Source organism: Streptomyces sp. NPDC001717 (assembly GCF_042892775.1).
In the GTDB taxonomy this organism is placed as follows: Bacteria; Actinomycetota; Actinomycetes; order Streptomycetales; family Streptomycetaceae; genus Streptomyces.
The window spans coordinates 217,850-235,095 of sequence record NZ_JBIAUK010000010.1 but is presented as its reverse complement, the minus strand read 5'-3'; the positions used below and the strand labels follow the sequence as shown (position 1 = coordinate 235,095).

The window sequence follows — 17,246 nt, the reverse complement described above, 5'->3', positions numbered from 1 at the left end:
ACGTCGGTGGCGCGGTTGATGCCGTCGATCAGGGAGTGGCGGCAGCCGTACTTGTTGTCGAACTTCGACTTCGTCACGGCGTCGTTCACGTTGATGGCAGGGAAGAGCAGGGCGCCTTCCTTGTGCATCTCGTACAGGCGGTGGACACCGGTGGTGGTCTCCTCGGTCACGCCGCGGATGCCGTCGGCGAGGGTGACCCAGTCGATGGTGCTCTTCTGCAGCAGGCCCAGGACGAGCGCGTACTCCTCGTTGTCCGCGGTGGACGGGTCCGGGACGGAGCCGGCCTTCGCGAACTCGACGCCCTTGTGGACCAGGAGGGTGGCGTCACCGCCGTCGTCGAGGATCATGTTCGGGCCCGCGTGGCCCGGCCAGGTCAGCGCCTGCTCGGTGCACCACCAGTACTCCTCCAGCGTCTCGCCCTTCCAGGCGAAGACGGGGATGCCGGCGGCGGCTATGGCCGCGGCGGCGTGGTCCTGCGTCGAGTAGATGTTGCACGACACCCAGCGGACGTCGGCGCCGAGGGCGACGAGGGTCTCGATGAGCACGGCCGTCTGCACGGTCATGTGCAGGGAGCCGGTGATACGGGCGCCGGCCAGCGGCTGCGACGCCGCGTACTCCCGCCGGATCGACATCAGACCGGGCATCTCGTGCTCGGCCAGGGTGATCTCCTTGCGGCCGAACGCGGCCAGGGAGATGTCGGCGACCTTGAAGTCGGTGAAACCGCTCGGGTCAGTGGGCGGCTGCGAGTGCATGGAAGCTCCTGTCAGAGGTGCGGAGGGAACGGGTGGGGCGGATGTTCTCGTGGATCTCAAGGGTCGCGGTCGATCGGTTGAGGGTGATGTAGTGCAGCCCCGGCGCGCCTTCCGCCAGAAGTCGTTCGGCCATGAGGGTGGCGTATTCGACGCCGATGCGATGAGCGTCGGCAGGGTTGTCGCCGGCTGCCTCCAGACGTGCGGCGAGGCCGGTGGGAAAACGGGCGTTGCTGAGCTCGGCGAAGCGGGCGATCTGGCGGAAGTCGGTGGCCGGCATGATCTCCGGGATGATCGGCGTCAGGCAGCCGACGGCGGCCAGCCGGTCGCGCAGCCGCAGGTAGTCCTCGACGTGGAAGAACATCTGCGTGATCGCGTAGTCGGCGCCCGCCCGGCACTTGGCGGCGAAGTGCCGGATGTCGTCGGCCCAGTCCGCGGAGCGCGGATGGCGCTCGGGGAAGGCCGCGACGCCCACGCTGAAGTCACCCAGCTGCCGGACGAGCCGAACCAGTTCGTGGGCGTGGGTGAAGCCGTGCGGGTGCGGGACCCAGGCACCCTTCGGATCGCCGGGCGGGTCGCCACGCAGCACCAGGACGTCGCGTACGCCGGCGTCCGCGTACGCGCCGATGATGTGCCGCAGCTCCGCGACCGAGTGTCCGACCGCGGTCAGGTGCGCGACCGGCCGCAGGGTCGTCTCCGCCGCGATCCGCTTCGTGACGTCGATGGTGCGGTCACGGGATGAGCCGCCGGCCCCGTACGTCACCGAGACGAAGGAGGGGCCGATGGGCTCGATCCGGCGGATGGCGTTCCACAGGGTGCGCTCCCCCGCCTCGGTCCTGGGCGGGAAGAACTCGAAGGAGAAGGTGGGAGTGCCCGTGGCGAGCGTCTCCCGCAGCGTGGTCATGATCGGCCTCCGGCGTTGAAGTACGTGGCCTCGGGGTGGTGGATGACGATGGCGTCGGTGGACTGCTCGGGGTGGAGTTGGAACTCCTCCGAGAGGTGGACCCCGATCCGCTCCGGCCGGAGCAGGTCGGCGATCTTGGTCCGGTCCTCCAGGTCGGGGCAGGCGGGGTAGCCGAGGGAGTAGCGGCAGCCCTGGTACTCGGTGCGGAACATGCCTGCCATGGACGTCGGATCCGATCCTGCGATGCCCAGTTCGGTACGTACGCGGGCGTGCCAGTACTCGGCGAGGGCCTCGGCGAGCTGGACGGACAGGCCGTGGAGTTCCATGTACTCGCGGTAGGCGTCGGCGGCGAAGAGCCGGGCGGTCTCCTCCCCGATGCGACTGCCTACGGTCACCACCTGGAGGCCGACCACATCGGTTTCCCCGGACTCCTCCGGGCGGAAGAAGTCGGCCAGGCACAGCCGACGGCCACGGCCCTGGCGCGGGAAGGTGAAACGCGTCCGCTCCGAGCCGTGCTCGTCGAGCACGATCAGGTCGTCGCCCTTGGAGACGCAGGGGAAGTAGCCGTGAACCACGGCCGCTTCCAGGAGGTTGTCGGTCTGTAGGCGGTCCAGCAGCCCGCGCAGGCGCGGCCGGCCCTCGGTCTCCAGGAGCTCTTCGTAAGAGGGCCCACCGCGGGCCTGCTTCAGCCCCCACTGGCCCTTGAACAGGGCGGTCTCGTCGAGCCAGGACGCGTACTCCTTGAGCGGGATGCCCTTGACCACACGCGTGCCCCAGAACGGCGGGGCGGGCACCGGGTTGTCCACGACCACATCGGACCGGCCTCCCGGATCGGGCTCCGCCACCTGGAGGGCGGGAGTGTCCCGCTTGGCGACGCGGCGCTGTTTCAGAGGCGGCAGCTCGACTCCGGGGACTCCGCGCTTGACGCCCATGAGCGCGTCCATGAGGCGCAGGCCTTCGAAGGCGTCGCGGGCGTAGCGGACTTCGCCCTCGTAGATCTCGTGGAGGTCCTGCTCGACGTAGGCGCGGGTGAGCGCGGCGCCGCCGAGGATGACGGGGTAGTCGGCGGCCAGCTTGCGCTGGTTCAGCTCCTCCAGGTTCTCCTTCATGATCACGGTGGACTTCACGAGGAGGCCGGACATGCCGATGACGTCGGCCTTGTGCTCCTGCGCGGCCTCCAGGATCGCGGAGACCGGCTGCTTGATGCCGATGTTGACGACGTTGTAGCCGTTGTTGGACAGGATGATGTCGACGAGGTTCTTGCCGATGTCGTGGACATCGCCGCGGACGGTGGCCAGCACGATCGTGCCCTTGCCCTCCGCGTCCGACTTCTCCATGTGCGGCTCCAGGTAGGCCACCGCGGTCTTCATGACCTCGGCCGACTGGAGCACGAACGGCAGCTGCATCTGGCCCGAGCCGAAGAGCTCACCGACGACCTTCATGCCCTCCAGAAGCGTGTCGTTGACGATGTTCAGGGCGGGGCGTTCCTGGAGCGCCTCGTCGAGGTCGGCCTCCAGGCCGTTCTTCTCGCCGTCGATGATGCGGCGCTGGAGCCGCTCCTCCAGCGGCAGGGCCAGGAGCTCTTCGGCGCGGCCGGCCTTCAGGGACTTGGTGTTGACGCCCTCGAAGAGGGCCATCAGCTTCTGCAGCGGGTCGTAACCCTCGGCGCGGCGGTCGTAGATCAGGTCGAGCGCGGTGTTGACCTGCTCCTCGTCGAAGCGGGCGATCGGAAGGATCTTGCTCGCGTGGACGATCGCCGAGTCCAGGCCGGCCTTCACGCACTCGTCGAGGAAGACCGAGTTCAGCAGCACACGGGCGGCCGGGTTGAGGCCGAACGAGATGTTCGACAGACCCAGCGTGGTCTGGACGTCGGGGTGGCGGCGCTTGAGCTCGCGGATCGACTCGATCGTGGCGATGCCGTCGCCCCGGGACTCCTCCTGACCGGTGCAGATCGTGAACGTCAGGGTGTCGATGAGGATGTCCGACTCGCGGATCCCCCAGTTGGTGGTGAGGTCCTCGATGAGGCGCTCGGCGATCGCGACCTTGTGCTCGACCGTGCGGGCCTGGCCCTGCTCGTCGATGGTCAACGCGATCAGCGCGGCACCGTGCTCCCGCGCGAGGCGGGTCACCTTCGCGAAGCGGGATTCGGGGCCGTCGCCGTCCTCGTAGTTGACCGAGTTGATGACCGCACGGCCACCCAGCTTCTCCAGACCCGCCTGGATCACCGGGACCTCGGTGGAGTCCAGGACGATCGGCAGCGTCGACGCGGTCGCGAAGCGGCCGGCCAGCTCCTGCATGTCCGCGACGCCGTCACGACCCACGTAGTCCACGCACAGGTCGAGCATGTGCGCGCCCTCGCGGATCTGGTCCCGCGCCATCTCCACACAGTCGTCCCAACGCGCTTCCAGCATCGCCTCGCGGAACTTCTTCGACCCGTTCGCGTTCGTCCGCTCACCGATCGCCATGTACGAGGTGTCCTGCCGGAACGGCACCGTCTGGTACAGCGACGCCGCACCCGGCTCCGGCTGCGGGGTCCGTGCGGTGACCGCCGCTCCGCGCACCCGATCGACCACCTGGCGCAGGTGCTCCGGGGTGGTACCGCAGCAGCCGCCGACCAGCGAGAGCCCGTACTCGCGGACGAAGCTCTCCTGGGCATCGGCCATCTCGGAGGCCGACAGGGGGTAGTGCGCCCCGTCCTTGCCCAGCACCGGCAGGCCCGCGTTCGGCATGCAGGAGATCGGGATACGGGCATTGCGCGCCAGGTAGCGCAGGTGCTCGCTCATCTCCGCCGGGCCCGTCGCGCAGTTCAGACCGATCATGTCGATGCCCAACGGCTCCAGCGCGGTCAGCGCCGCACCGATCTCCGAGCCCAGCAGCATCGTGCCCGTCGTTTCGACCGTCACCGAGCAGATCAGCGGGACGTCGACACCGAGCCGGTCCATGGCCCGACGGGCCCCGATGATCCCCGACTTGGCCTGGAGCAGGTCCTGGCAGGTCTCCACGACGAGCGCGTCGGCGCCACCGGACAGCAGCCCCTCGGCGTTCGTCTGGTACGCGTCACGCAGCCGCGTGTACTCGACGTGCCCGAGCGTGGGCAGCTTGGTTCCCGGGCCCATCGAGCCCAGCACCCACCGCTGACGGCCACTGGAGGCACTGAACTCGTCGGCCACCTCACGGGCGATCCGCGCACTGGCCTCGTTCAGCTCGAAATTGCGGTCGGCGATGTCGTACTCGGCCAGGGCCGACAGATTGCCACCGAAGCTGTTCGTCGAGACGCAGTCCACCCCGGCCGAGAAGTACGCCTCGTGGACCGATCGGACGATGTCGGGCCGCGTCACGTTCAGGACCTCGTTGCAGCCTTCGAGCTGCTGGAAGTCCTCCATCGAGGGGTCCTGCGCCTGGAGCATCGTCCCCATCGCCCCGTCGGCGACCACGACCTGCGAGGCCAACGCCTTCCTCAGCGCCGTCACGCGGCCCGGCGCGCTCACAGGGCCCTCGCCACATGCGGCGCGAAGTCCGCGACCGCCGCCGGGCCGTACGCCTCGCCCAGCCGGACCGTCAGGTTCTCGCGGTCGAGCCGGTACTCCTGCGTGCCGACGCACTCCAGGACCACCGTGGCGATCGCGCTGCCGAGCTGCGCCGCCCGCTCCACGCCCAGACCCCAGGCCACGGCCGCCAGGAATCCCGCGCGGAAGGCGTCGCCCACGCCGGTCGGGTCCACGGCGGTGGTGGTGGGAACGCTCGGCACCTCCAGGGTGGGCCGACCCGCCCGCCGGATGCGGGAGCCGGCCTCGCCGAGGGTGGTGACCCACATTCCGGTGCGCCCGAGCACCTGCTGCTCCGTCCACCCGCTGCGCTCCTTGAGGAGCACCGATTCGTACTCGTTCGTGAAGAGCACCTCCGCGCGGTCGATCAGGGCCCGTACCTCGTCCCGGTCCAGCCGCGCGAGCTGCTGGGACGGATCCGATGCGAAGGGGATGCCGAGCGCGCGGCACTCCTCGGTGTGCCGCAGCATCGCCGCCGGGTCGTTCGGGGAAACGAGCACCAGGTCCAGGCCCCCGACGCGGGTGGCGATCGGCGCCAGGCCGATCGTGCGCGCCTCGGCCATCGCACCGGCGTAGAAGGTGGCGATCTGGTTGTGGTCGGCGTCCGTGGTGCAGACGAACCGGGCCGTGTGGTGCGCGGGAGAGACGTGCACCGATTCGGTGTCGACGCCGTGTTCCTTGAGGCGGACCTCGTACTCCCCGAAGTCGCTGCCCACGGCTCCGACCAGGACGGGAGCGAGTCCCAACTGCCCGAGCCCGAAGGAGACGTTCGCTGCCACTCCCCCGCGGCGGATGTCCAGGCTGTCCGCCAGGAAGGAGAGGGACACGTGCTCGAGACGGTCGGCGACCAGCTGGTCGGCGAACCGGCCGGGGAAGACCATGAGGTGGTCGGTGGCGATGGATCCGGAGACGGCGATGCGCATGGCGTGGGGATCTTCCTGGGCTCGGGCGGGTCAGACGCCGGCGGCGCTGCGCAGGGCGTCGGCGCGGTCGGTGCGTTCCCAGGTGAAGTCCGGCAGTTCGCGGCCGAAGTGGCCGTAGGCGGCGGTCTGGGCGTAGATGGGCCGCAGCAGGTCGAGGTCACGGACGATGGCGGCCGGGCGGAGGTCGAAGACCTCGGTGATGGCCTGCTCGATGCGGTCGGTGGGGGCGGTGTTGGTGCCGAAGGTCTCGACGAAGAGGCCGACGGGCTCGGCCTTGCCGATGGCGTACGCGACCTGGACCTCGCAGCGCGACGCGAGGCCGGCGGCGACGACGTTCTTGGCGACCCAGCGCATCGCGTAGGCGGCGGAACGGTCGACCTTCGACGGGTCCTTGCCGGAGAAGGCGCCACCACCGTGACGGGCCATGCCGCCGTAGGTGTCGATGATGATCTTGCGGCCGGTCAGGCCCGCGTCACCCATCGGGCCGCCGATCTCGAACCGGCCGGTCGGGTTGACGAGCAGGCGGTAGCCCTCGGTCTGGAGCTTGATGCCGTCCTCCGCGAGATGCGCCAGGACGTGCTCGACGACGTACTCGCGGATGTCGGGCGCGAGCAGCGAGTCGAGGTCGATGTCGGAGGCGTGCTGGGTGGAGACGACGACCGTGTCGAGACGGACCGGCTTGTCGCCGTCGTACTCGATGGTGACCTGGGTCTTCCCGTCCGGGCGCAGGTACGGGACGGTGCCGTCCTTGCGGACCTCGGTGAGGCGGCGCGAGAGCCGGTGGGCCAGGTGGATGGGCAGGGGCATCAGCTCGGGCGTCTCGTCGGTGGCGTAGCCGAACATCAGGCCCTGGTCTCCCGCGCCCTGCCGGGACAGCTCGTCCTCACCGCCCTCGACGCGGGACTCGTACGCGGTGTCCACGCCCTGCGCGATGTCCGGGGACTGCGCGCCGATCGAGACGGAGACGCCGCAGGAGGCGCCGTCGAAACCCTTCTGCGAGGAGTCGTAGCCGATCTCCAGGACCTTCTCGCGGACGAGCTGCGCGATCGGCGCGTACGCCTTCGTCGTCACCTCGCCCGCTATGTGCACGAGGCCGGTGGTGATCAGGGTCTCCACGGCGACCCGGGAGGTGGGGTCCTCGCGGAGCAGGGCGTCGACGATGGTGTCGCTGATCTGGTCGGCGATCTTGTCGGGGTGGCCCTCGGTCACGGACTCCGAGGTGAACAGGCGGCGCGACATGACTTCTCTTCTCCACTGGTGGGGATGGGCTCAAGGAGCGTCCGGGCGGCTCCTTGCAATGGCCTAAAGCGGTCGGTCCCCGGTGCCGAAGCGGCGTACGGAGGCCCATGAGCGGGGGGCGCGGTAGCCGCGGTCGAATGCCCAGCGGGGGCCGGCGGGCCCACCCCGCTCCACGAGAGCCGGGTGGACGCCGCCGCGCAGGACCGCGATCAGGGCGAGGGTGGCGGCCGCGATCTGCTCGTCGTCGGGGCGGCCGCGGACGAAGCGGAGCACGTCCGTCTGCTCCTGTGGAGTCACGCCGCCCACGCCAGGGCGGCGGGGGCGGGGTGCTCGCGGGTGTCGTCCGTCGCGCACCACAGGACGGGGCGGTCCGGGAGGCCGTGCAGAACACGGGCGAGGGCCAGGGTGGCCACCGTGCCGCGCGGCAGGGCGAGAGCTTCGCCGCACGGGGTGGCGTCGGTGTCCAGCAGGCTGAGCACGGCGGCGGGGCGGGTCTCGGCCACCGCCTGCGCCAGCAGGGCGGCCAGCCCCTCCTCGTCGTCGGCCGCCCCGTCGAGGGCGATGGTGCGGGTCGCGACCGGGGTGCCGTCGGCGCCGAGGGCCGCGACGGCGTCGGTGACGAACGGATCGTCGGCGAATCCCGCCGGGACGAGCGCGAGCCGGAGGCCTGCGGCCGGGTCGGGTGTCGCGGGAGCCCACGTGACCGACTGGCGTTCCGTGACCGTGCGTTCGGGGGCGCCGAGCCAGTAGGACTGTCGCTGGAAGGGATAGGTGGGCAGGTCGACATGGCCGTCCCCGCCTGCCGGGGCGACGGTGGCCGCGGCCCAGTCGACGGGGGCGCCACCCGCCCAGGCGGCCGCGAGGGGGGCCAACAGGGAAGCGGGGTCGGCCAGGTCGACGACGGGACAGGAGCCGGCGGCGCCGGCGTCCACGGCGGGGCGGGGGCGGAACCACGGGTCGGACGGCCGGGCCAGGTCCGGCCGCTCCCCCAGGGCCACGCTGCGAGCCGCGGCGTCGAGAGAGAGGGCGCCGGCCGCATGGGCGGCAGCGGCCTCGTGAACCGTGTCGCCCACGAACAGCTCGGGCTCGACACCGAGCTCGCGCCACAGGTGGACGAGCGCGAGGGTGGCGGCGAACAGGGCACACCGCTCGGTCACCGCGTCCGCCGGGCGCTCGGCCCGCCGGACGCCCGTACCGGCGGCTCCCGCTTCGGGCACGGACGAACCGGAGCCGGAGGTGCCGAGTACGGCGTCCAGGACGGGCGCGTCGGTGTGTGCCGCCAGCGCGCGGGCCGTGGACTCCAGGCTGTGCAGGAACGCCGGTGCTGCGGCGGCCAGTTCGCGGGCAGTACGGCGCCACCGGCTGTCGGGTGCGGGCAGCGCGTACGCGAGTCGCTCGTCGCCCGCGACGCCTTGGACCACGTACGGCGAGTCCTCGCCGGCGGCCAGCGCCCGCAGCCCGGCTTCGAGTTCGGGGCGGGTGGCGCCCAGGACCACGGCCCGGTGGGTGAGCGCGGCGCGGCCGCGCGCCAGCGCGCGGGTGATCGCGGCGGGCTCGGTGCCGGGGTGGGCGGTGCTGTGTTCCAGGAGGCCCACGGCCTGGGCGCGCAGTGCCTCCGGGCTGCCGGCGGACAGCGGCCAGGCGAGCTCCGTGGTGCGCAGGACGGGCGGCTGCGGCTCCTCGGCGGCCGGACCGGTCTCCGCGTCCGCCTCGGGTGCCTGTCCCTCGTGTCCCTGTCCCTCGGGGGCCTGTTCGACGATGACGTGCGCGTTGGTGCCGCTGATGCCGAACGAGGAGACCGCGGCCCGGCGCGGGCGGCCGGTCACGGGCCAGGCCACCGTCTCGGTGACCAGCTCGACGGCGCCGGAGTCCCACTCCACGTTGGGCGTCGGGGCGTCCACGTGCAGGGTCTTGGGAACGGTGCCGTGCCGCATCGCCATGACCATCTTGATGACGCCGCCCACGCCGGCGGCCGCCTGCGTGTGGCCGATGTTCGACTTCAGGGAGCCGAGCATCAGGGGCTGTCCGGCCGGGCGGCGGCCGTAGGTGGCCAGCAGGGCGCCGGCCTCGATGGGGTCGCCGAGCCGGGTGCCGGTGCCATGGGCCTCCACCACGTCGACGTCGGCGGTGCCGAGGCCGGCCTGGGCGAGTGCCTGGCGGATCACCTTCTGCTGGGAGGGGCCGTTGGGAGCGGTCAGGCCGTTGCTGGCGCCGTCCTGGTTGACGGCGGAGCCGCGGATCAGGGCCAGCACGCGATGTCCGTTGCGCACGGCGTCGGAGAGCCGCTCCAGGACGAGCACGCCCACGCCCTCGCCCCAGCCCGTGCCGTCGGCGGCGGCGGCGAAGGCCTTGCAGCGCCCGTCGGGGGCCATGCCGCGCTGGCGGGAGAACTCCACGAACACCCCGGGGGACGCGAGGACGGTCGCGCCGCCCGCGAGGGCGAGGTCGGTCTCGCCGGAGCGCAGCGACTGCGCGGCGGTGTGCAGGGCGACGAGGGAGGAGGAGCAGGCGGTGTCGAGGGTGACCGCCGGGCCCTCCAGGCCCAGGACGTAGGAGATCCGGCCGGAGACCACGCTGCACGTGGTGCCGGTGAGCAGGTGGCCGTCCGCGCCCTCCCACGGCTGGTGCAGCCGTGGGCCGTAGTCCTGGGCGATGGCGCCGATGTACACGCCGGTGCTGCTGCCGCGCAGCGACAGCGGGTCGATGCCGGCCCGCTCCAGGGCTTCCCAGGTGGTCTCCAGCAGCACCCGCTGCTGGGGGTCCATGGCGACGGCTTCGCGCGGGGAGATGCCGAAGAACTCGGCGTCGAAGCGGTCGGCGTCGTGGAGGAAGCCGCCTTCGCAGGCGTACGAGGCACCCGCCCGGTCGGGGTCGGGGTCGTAGAGGTTCTCGGTGTCCCAGCCCCGGTTGTCGGGCAGTTCGCTGAGCACGTCGCGGCCCTCGGCGACCAGGTCCCACAGTTCCTCGGGTGAGGTGGTGCCGCCCGGGTAGCGGCAGCCCATGCCGACCACGGCGATCGGCTCGGTGCGGCGCAGTTCCTCCTCCCGCAGGCGGCGCTTGGCCTCGCGCAGTTCGGTGGTGGCCCGCCGCAGGTAGTCGCGGAGCTTGTCTTCCGTGGCGGTCGTGGGCGTGGATTCGGTGACGGTTGTGGGCGTGGTGTTCGCGCCGCCGCCGGCGGTGCTCGCGCCGTGGTGTCCGTTCCCCATCGGGATGCCGGCCTTTCTCGGGTTCGTCGGTGAAGTCTCGTCGGGTGGGGGCGGCTCAGCGCAGGTCGAGCTCGTCGTCGAGGGCGGCGAAGAGCTCTTCGTCGGACGCGGCCAGGAGGTCCTCCGCCGCTCCGGCGGGGTCGCCCGGGAGGTCGGCCGGCCGGTCCCAGCGCTGGAGCAGGGCCCGCAGCCGCGATCCGATGTCCTGGCGGGCCGCGTCGCCGGGCGCGGTGACCAGCAGGGCCTCCAGGTCGGCCTCCAGGCGGCGCAGTCCCGCCTCGTCGCCGCGGCCGGCGGCCGCGGGGTCCCCGGCCGTGTCGTCCGTGCCCGCCGCGGAGTCGAGCGCCAGCTCCTGGTACAGGAACTCGGCGAGGGCCGCCGGGGTGGGGTGGTCGAAGACGAGGGTGGCCGGCAGCTTCAGGCCGGTGTCGGACTTGAGGCGGTTGCGCAGTTCCACGGAGGTCAGGGAGTCGGATCCCAGCTCCTTGAAGGCGCGGTGCGGGCCGACGGCCGCGGGCGAGGATTCGCCGAGGACGACGGCGGCGTGCTCGCGGACCAGGTCCAGCAGCACCCGGCGGCGCTCCTGCTCGGGCAGCGGCGCCAGCCGGTCGGTCAGGGCCGGCCCCTCGGCCGCCGTCCCCGCCTGGGCGCGGCGGCGCCGGGGGGTGCGCACCATGGCGCGCAGCAGCGCGGGGGGCTCGGCGCCGGAGGCCGCGAGGCCCTGGGTGTCGAGCCGTACGGGCACCAGCGTGGGCCGGTCGGCGGCCAGACCCGCGTCGAGGAGCGCGAGCGCCTCGTCGGTGGGCATGGCGGCGACTCCGGTACGGGCGAGGCGGCGCAGGTCCTGCTCGCCGAGGGTGCCGGTGAGCGCGCTGGTCTGCTGCCACAGGCCCCAGGCCAGGGACACCGCTGGGAGCCCCTCGGCCCGGCGCTGGTGGGCGAGGGCGTCGAGGAAGGCGTTGGCGGCGGCGTAGTTGGCCTGGCCGGCGGTGCCGAGGGTGCCGGCGGCCGAGGAGAACAGCACGAAGGCGGCCAGGTCCAGGTCGCGGGTGAGCTCGTGCAGGTGCCAGGCGGCGTCCGCCTTCGGCCGCAGGACCCGGTCGATCTGCTCGGGGGTGAGCTGGTCGACGGCGGTGTCGTCGAGGATGCCCGCCGCGTGGACCACCGCGGTGAGCGGGTGGGCCGGGTCGATGCCGGCGAGGGTCTGGGCCAGTGCGGTGCGGTCGGCCGCGTCGCAGGCGGCGAGGGTGACCTGGGCGCCGAGCGCGGTGAGTTCGGCCGCCAGGGTGTCGGCGCCGGCGGCCCGTGCGCCCTGCCGGCTGGTGAGGAGCAGCCGGCGGATGCCGTGGTCGGTGACGAGGTGGCGGGCGACGAGCGCGCCGAGGGTACCGGTGCCGCCGGTGACGAGGACCGTGCCGTCGGTGTCGAGCGGCCGGGGCACGGTCAGGACCAGCTTGCCGGTGTGGCGGGCCTGGCTCATGTGGCGGAAGACGGCCGGGGCGCGCCGGATGTCCCAGGCGGCGGTCGGCAGGGCCGTGAGGGTGCGGTCCGCGAACCGGGCCAGGACCTCGGCGAGCATCTCCCGTACCCGTTCCGGGGCGACGAGGTTGAGGTCGTAGGCGTGGTACGAGCAGCCCGGGTGGTCGGCCGCGACGCGCTGGGAGTCGCGGATGTCGGTCTTGCCCATCTCGATCATCCGGCCCGCCGGGCCGAGCAGGCGCAGCGAGGCGTCGACGAACTCCCCGGAGAGGGAGCCGAGGACGATGTCCACGCCCCGGCCGCCGGTGGCCTGCCGTACCCCGTCCTCGAAGGCGAGGGTACGGGAGTCGTGGATGTGCGTGTCGTCGAGGCCGGCGGCGCGCAGGACGTCCCACTTGCCGCGGCTCGCGGTGGCGTGGACCTCCGCGCCGAGGTGCCGGGCGAGCTGGACGGCGGCCATGCCGACGCCTCCGGCGGCCGCGTGGACGAGGACGGTGTCACCGGGGCGGATGCGGCCGAGATCGACCAGACCGTGGTAGGCGGTGAGGAAGGCCACGGGTACGGAGGCGGCCCGGGCGAAGGTCCAGCCGTCGGGCATGGGGGCGATGAGGCGGTGGTCGGCGACGGCGAACGGTCCGAAGCCGTCGCGCACCAGGCCGAGGACGCGGTCGCCCGGGGCGAGGCCCGTCACGTCGGGGGCGGTCTCGACGACCACGCCGGCGGCCTCGTAGCCGAACTGGTCCCGGTCCTCCTCGATCATGCCGAGCGCGAGCACCACGTCGTGGAAGTTGAGGCCGGCGGCGCGCACGGCGATCCGCACCTGGCCCGGCGCGAGCGGGGCCGTGGCCTCGGGGGCGGCGGCGAAGGCCAGGCTCTCCAGGCTGCCCTTGCCTTCGGATACCAGGCGCCAGGCGTCGGTGTCGGGGAGGGGCAGGCCTGCCTCGTCCGCGGCCCGGGTCAGCCTCGGGATGTGGAACCGGTTCCCGTGCAGGGCGAGTTCGGGCTCGGTGCGCAGCAGGCCGGGCAGGGTGACCGGCAGCAGCTCGGCGGCTGCGCCGTCGTCGAGGTCGAGGAGGGCGAACCGGCCGGGGTGTTCGCGCTGCGCGGAGCGTACGAGGCCCCAGACGGCGGCGGCGGCCAGGGAGGCGGGGCGCTCGTGCGGGCCGGTGGCCACCGCCCCGCTGGTGACCAGGACCAGGGGTACCTCGGCGAGGGACTCGTGGGCGAGCCAGTCACGGACCAGGTTGAGCACCGCTCCGAGTCCGCTGCGTACGGCCGCTGCCGGGTCCTCGTCCGGCAGCGGGGCGAGGGCGGCGACGGGGGCGAGCACGGCGGCGGGGGCCGGCCGGCCGGCGGCCAGCGCGTCCAGCAGCGCGGGCAGAGCGGCGTGGTGGTGCTCGGCGGGGCCGGCGCCGAGTCCGTGGCCGGTGCCGAGGACGGCGAGGTCGGCGGGGGCTTCGGCGGCCGTCTCCTCCAGCGCGGTCCACGTGACGGCGTACAGGGAACGCTGCGCCCGGGTGTCCCCGGTGTTCAGGGCGCCCGGGGCCAGGGCGCGTACGGTCAGCGAGTCGGCGGACAGCACGGGGGCGCCCGCGGGATCCCAGGCGGCCAGGCCCACGGTGTCGTCGGCGTTGCGGGTCAGCCGCACCCGCAGGGTGGTGGCGCCGGTGGCGTGGACGCGGACCCCGGACCAGCCGAAGGGCAGGACCACCTGCTGGGGGCCTTCGCCGTCGGGGCCGCGCACGATGAGCGGGTGCAAGGCGGCGTCGAGCAGCGCGGGGTGCAGGGCGAAGGCGCCGGTCTCGGCGTGCCGGGCCTCGGCGAGGACGATCTCGCCGTACAGGTCGTCGCCGAGCCGCCAGGCGGCGGTCAGGCCCTGGAAGGCGGGCCCGTACTGGTAGCCGACCTCGGTGAGGCGCTCGTACGCGCCTTCCGTCTCGACGCGTTCGGCGCCGCGCGGCGGCCACGGAGCGGGGGCGGCGGCCGCGGGCGTGGCGGGAGCGCCGGGCAGCACCCGGCCGCCGGCGTGGTAGGTCCACTCGGTGCCGTCGGCGTCCTCGGGCCGGGAGTGGATCGCGACCCCGCGGCCTCCCTCGGCGTCGGGGGCCGACAGCGCGAGCTGGAGGCGCACCGCGCCCTCGCGGGGCACCACCAGCGGGACGGCGAGGTCGAGTTCGTCGACCAGGTCGCAGCCCACGTGGTCGCCGGCCCGCACCAGGAGTTCGAGCAGGGCGGTGCCGGGGACGAGGACCGTGCCGGAGACGGCGTGGTCGGCGAGCCAGGGGTGGGTGTGCAGCGAGATCCGGCCGGTGAGCAGGGTGCTGCCGTCCTCGGCGTTCTCGACGGCCGCGCCGAGCATCGGGTGGTCGACCGGTACGAGGCCCAGTCCGGCCGCGTCGGCCGCCTGCGCGGGTGCGTCGAGCCAGTAGGGCTGGCGCTGGAAGGCGTAGGTGGGCAGCTCGACCGGGTCGGGGGCGGTGGGGGGAGCACCGAGCAGCGCGGTCCAATCGACGGGAAGGCCGTGGACGTGGGCCCGGGCCAGTGAGGTGGTGAGGCGGGCCGGGCCGCCCTCGTCGCGGCGCAGGGTTTCCAGCGCGACGGCGGTGTGGTCGGCGGCCTCGGCGATCTCCTGGACGGCGCCGGTGAGCAGGGGGTGGGCGCTGGGCTCGACGAACACCCGGTGGCCGGCATCGACGAGGGTGCGGGCGGTGTCGGCGAAGCGGACGGTCTGGCGCAGGTTGCGGTACCAGTAGGCGGCGTCGAGCCCGAGGCCATCCTGGAGCTCTCCGGTGACGGTGGAGTAGAAGGGGATGCGGGTGGCGCGCGGGTTCACCGGGGCGAGTGCGGCGAGGAGTTCGTCCTCGATGACCTCGACGTGGTCCGTGTGGGACGCGTAGTCGGTGGAGATGCGGCGGGCCCGGACGCCCTCGGCCTCCCAGGCCGCGAGCAGCTCCTCCAGTGCCTCCGGCGAGCCGGCCACGACGGTGCCGGCGGGGCTGCTGACGGAAGCGATCTGGATGCGGCCGTCGGTGGCGGCGAGCAGCTCCTCGACGCGCTCGGCGGGCAGCATCACGGAGGCCATGGCGCCGGTGCCGGAGAGCCTGTCGCGGGCGATGCGGCTGCGCAGGGTGATGATGCGCGCGGCGTCGTCGAGGGTGAGGGCGCCACTGACGTAGGCGGCGGCGACCTCGCCCTGGGACTGGCCGATGACCGCGGCGGGGCGGACGCCGGCGGCCTGCCAGACGTCGGTGAGGGCGACCATGACGGCGAACAGGGCGGGCTGGACCACGTCGACGCGTTCCAGGTCGGGGGCGCTCTCCGCGCCGCGCAGCACCTCGGTCAGGGACCAGTCGGTGTGCGGGGCCATGGCGGCCTCGCAGGCCTCGATCGAGGCTCGGAACACCGCGGAGGAGTCGAGCAGTTCGCGGGCCATCCCGGCCCACTGGTGGCCCTGCCCCGGGTAGACGAACACGGGGCGGCCGCCGGCGGCCTCGGCCTGGACCAGCTGCGGGGAATCGGTTCCGGAGGCGAGGGCGGTCAGGGCGGCGGTGAGCTCCTGATGGTCGGCGCCGAGGGCGACGGCCCGGTGGGAGAGGACGGCGCGGGTGGTGCGCAGGGCATGACCGACGGCGACGGGGTCCGCTCCGGGGCGGTCCGCGGTGAACCGAAGGAGCTTGGCGGCCTGGCCCCGCAGTCCGGCGCCGCCACGGGCGGAGAGCGGCCAGACGTGCGGGGCTCCGGCCAGGACGGGCGTCGGGGTCGCGGAGTCGTTCGCGGAGGTGGTGCTCTGCTCGACGGAGGCGTCCTCGGTGGCCTGTTCGAGGATGACGTGGGCGTTGGTGCCGCTGATGCCGAAGGAGGAGACGGCGGCCCGGCGGGGGCGGCCGGTCTCGGGCCAGGCCACCGCCTCGGTGACCAGTTCCACGGCGCCCGCGGTCCAGTCCACGTGCGGGGTGGGCTCGTCCACGTGCAGGGTCTTGGGGACCAGGCCCTCGCGCAGGGCCATCACCATCTTGATGACACCGCCCACGCCGGCGGCGGCCTGGGTGTGGCCGAGGTTGGACTTCAGCGAGCCGAGCAGCAGCGGGCGATCTGCGGGGCGCTCCTGCCCGTACGTGTCCAGGAGGGCCTGTGCCTCGATGGGGTCGCCCAGCCTGGTTCCGGTGCCGTGCGCCTCGACGGCGTCGACCTCGTCGGGGGTGAGGCCCGCGTCGGCGAGGGCCTGCCGGATCACCCGTACCTGGGAGGGGCCGTTGGGGGCGGTCAGGCCGTTGCTGGCGCCGTCCTGGTTGACGGCGGAGCCGCGCACCACGGCCAGGACCCGGTGGCCGTTGCGCACCGCGTCGGAGAGGCGCTCCAGCACCACCAGGCCGACTCCCTCACCCCAGCTGGTGCCGTCGGCGGCCGCCGAGAAGGCCTTGCTGCGGCCGTCCGGCGCCAGGCCCCGCTGGCGCGAGAACTCCAGGAAGATGGTCGGCGTGGGCATGATGGCCGCGCCGCCGGCCAGGGCGAGCGCGCACTCCCCCTTGCGGAGCGACTGCACCGCCATGTGGAGGGTGACGAGGGAGGAGGAGCAGGCGGTGTCGACGGTGACCGCCGGGCCTTCCAGGCCGAGGGTGTACGAGAGCCTGCCGGAGGCCACGCTGGAGGAACCGCCCGTGATGGCGTAGCCCTCGTACTCCTGGGGCACCTGGCCCAGGCGGGCGGTGTAGTCGTGGTACATCAGGCCGACGAACACGCCGGTGTCGGTGCCGCGCAGCGCGGCCGGGTCGATCCCGGCCCGCTCCAGCGCCTCCCAGGACGTCTCCAGCAGCAGCCGCTGCTGCGGGTCCATCGCCACCGCCTCACGGGAGGAGATCCCGAAGAACGCGGCGTCGAACTCGGCGGCGCCGTGCAGGAAGCCGCCCTCCTTCACGTACGACTTCCCCGGCTTGCCCGGCTCCGGGTCGTACAGCCCGTCCACGTCCCAGCCGCGGTCGAGCGGGAAGCCGCCCATCGCGTCGGTGCCGGAGGCCACCAGCCGCCACAGGTCCTCAGGGGTTTCGACCCCGCCGGGGAACCGGCACCCCATGCCCACCACGGCGATCGGCTCGTGGTCGCGCTCCTCGCGGGCGCGCAGCCGCTGCCGGGTGGCGTGGAGGTCGGTGGTGACCTTCTTCAGATAGTCGCGAAGCTTGTCCTCGTTAGCCATCCGACCGAAC

Annotated in this window: 6 protein-coding genes and 2 pseudogenes; all 8 read right to left on the bottom strand. The window is 73.2% G+C overall.

Annotated features, from left to right (window positions below; all coding sequences use genetic code 11):
- A partial coding sequence (locus ACFYZL_RS19260) for an adenosylhomocysteinase (protein ID WP_388680225.1) occupies positions 1–752 on the bottom strand: 752 nt, incomplete at its 3' end.
- Entirely contained in the window at positions 730–1,653 is a 924-nt protein-coding gene (metF, locus tag ACFYZL_RS19255; RefSeq protein WP_388680222.1) for a methylenetetrahydrofolate reductase [NAD(P)H], read from the bottom strand. The genes metF and ACFYZL_RS19260, both read right to left, overlap by 23 nt.
- A complete protein-coding gene (gene metH, locus ACFYZL_RS19250; RefSeq protein WP_388680219.1) occupies positions 1,650–5,141 on the bottom strand; it encodes a methionine synthase in 3,492 nt (1,163 codons plus the stop codon). The genes metF and metH overlap by 4 nt, the downstream gene beginning before the upstream one ends.
- Positions 5,138–6,121 carry a carbohydrate kinase family protein gene (locus ACFYZL_RS19245; protein WP_384746064.1) on the bottom strand — a complete coding sequence of 328 codons (984 nt, stop codon included), beginning with the start codon at positions 6,119–6,121 and terminating at the stop codon, positions 5,138–5,140. The genes metH and ACFYZL_RS19245 overlap by 4 nt, the downstream gene beginning before the upstream one ends.
- A gap of 30 nt (positions 6,122–6,151) precedes the next feature.
- Entirely contained in the window at positions 6,152–7,360 is a 1,209-nt protein-coding gene (gene metK / locus ACFYZL_RS19240; protein WP_388680216.1) for a methionine adenosyltransferase, read from the bottom strand.
- A gap of 63 nt (positions 7,361–7,423) precedes the next feature.
- Positions 7,424–7,657: an acyl-CoA carboxylase epsilon subunit gene (locus ACFYZL_RS19235; protein WP_384746062.1), complete on the bottom strand. Its 234-nt coding sequence runs from the start codon at positions 7,655–7,657 to the stop codon at positions 7,424–7,426.
- A pseudogene (locus tag ACFYZL_RS19230) lies at positions 7,654–10,476 on the bottom strand (beta-ketoacyl synthase N-terminal-like domain-containing protein); the annotation flags it as partial. The pseudogene ACFYZL_RS19230 and the gene ACFYZL_RS19235, both read right to left, overlap by 4 nt.
- 145 nt (positions 10,477–10,621) lie before the next feature.
- Positions 10,622–17,230 (bottom strand): annotated as a pseudogene (locus tag ACFYZL_RS19225) (SDR family NAD(P)-dependent oxidoreductase); the annotation flags it as partial.
- Positions 17,231–17,246: the final 16 nt, after the last annotated feature.

Excerpts from the sequence above, each read along its gene's own strand:
- metF (WP_388680222.1), bottom strand. The coding sequence starts at position 1,653 with ATGACCACGCTGCGGGAGACGCTCGCCACGGGCACTCCCACCTTCTCC.
- ACFYZL_RS19245 (WP_384746064.1), bottom strand. The coding sequence starts at position 6,121 with ATGCGCATCGCCGTCTCCGGATCCATCGCCACCGACCACCTCATGGTC.
- metK (WP_388680216.1), bottom strand. The coding sequence starts at position 7,360 with ATGTCGCGCCGCCTGTTCACCTCGGAGTCCGTGACCGAGGGCCACCCC.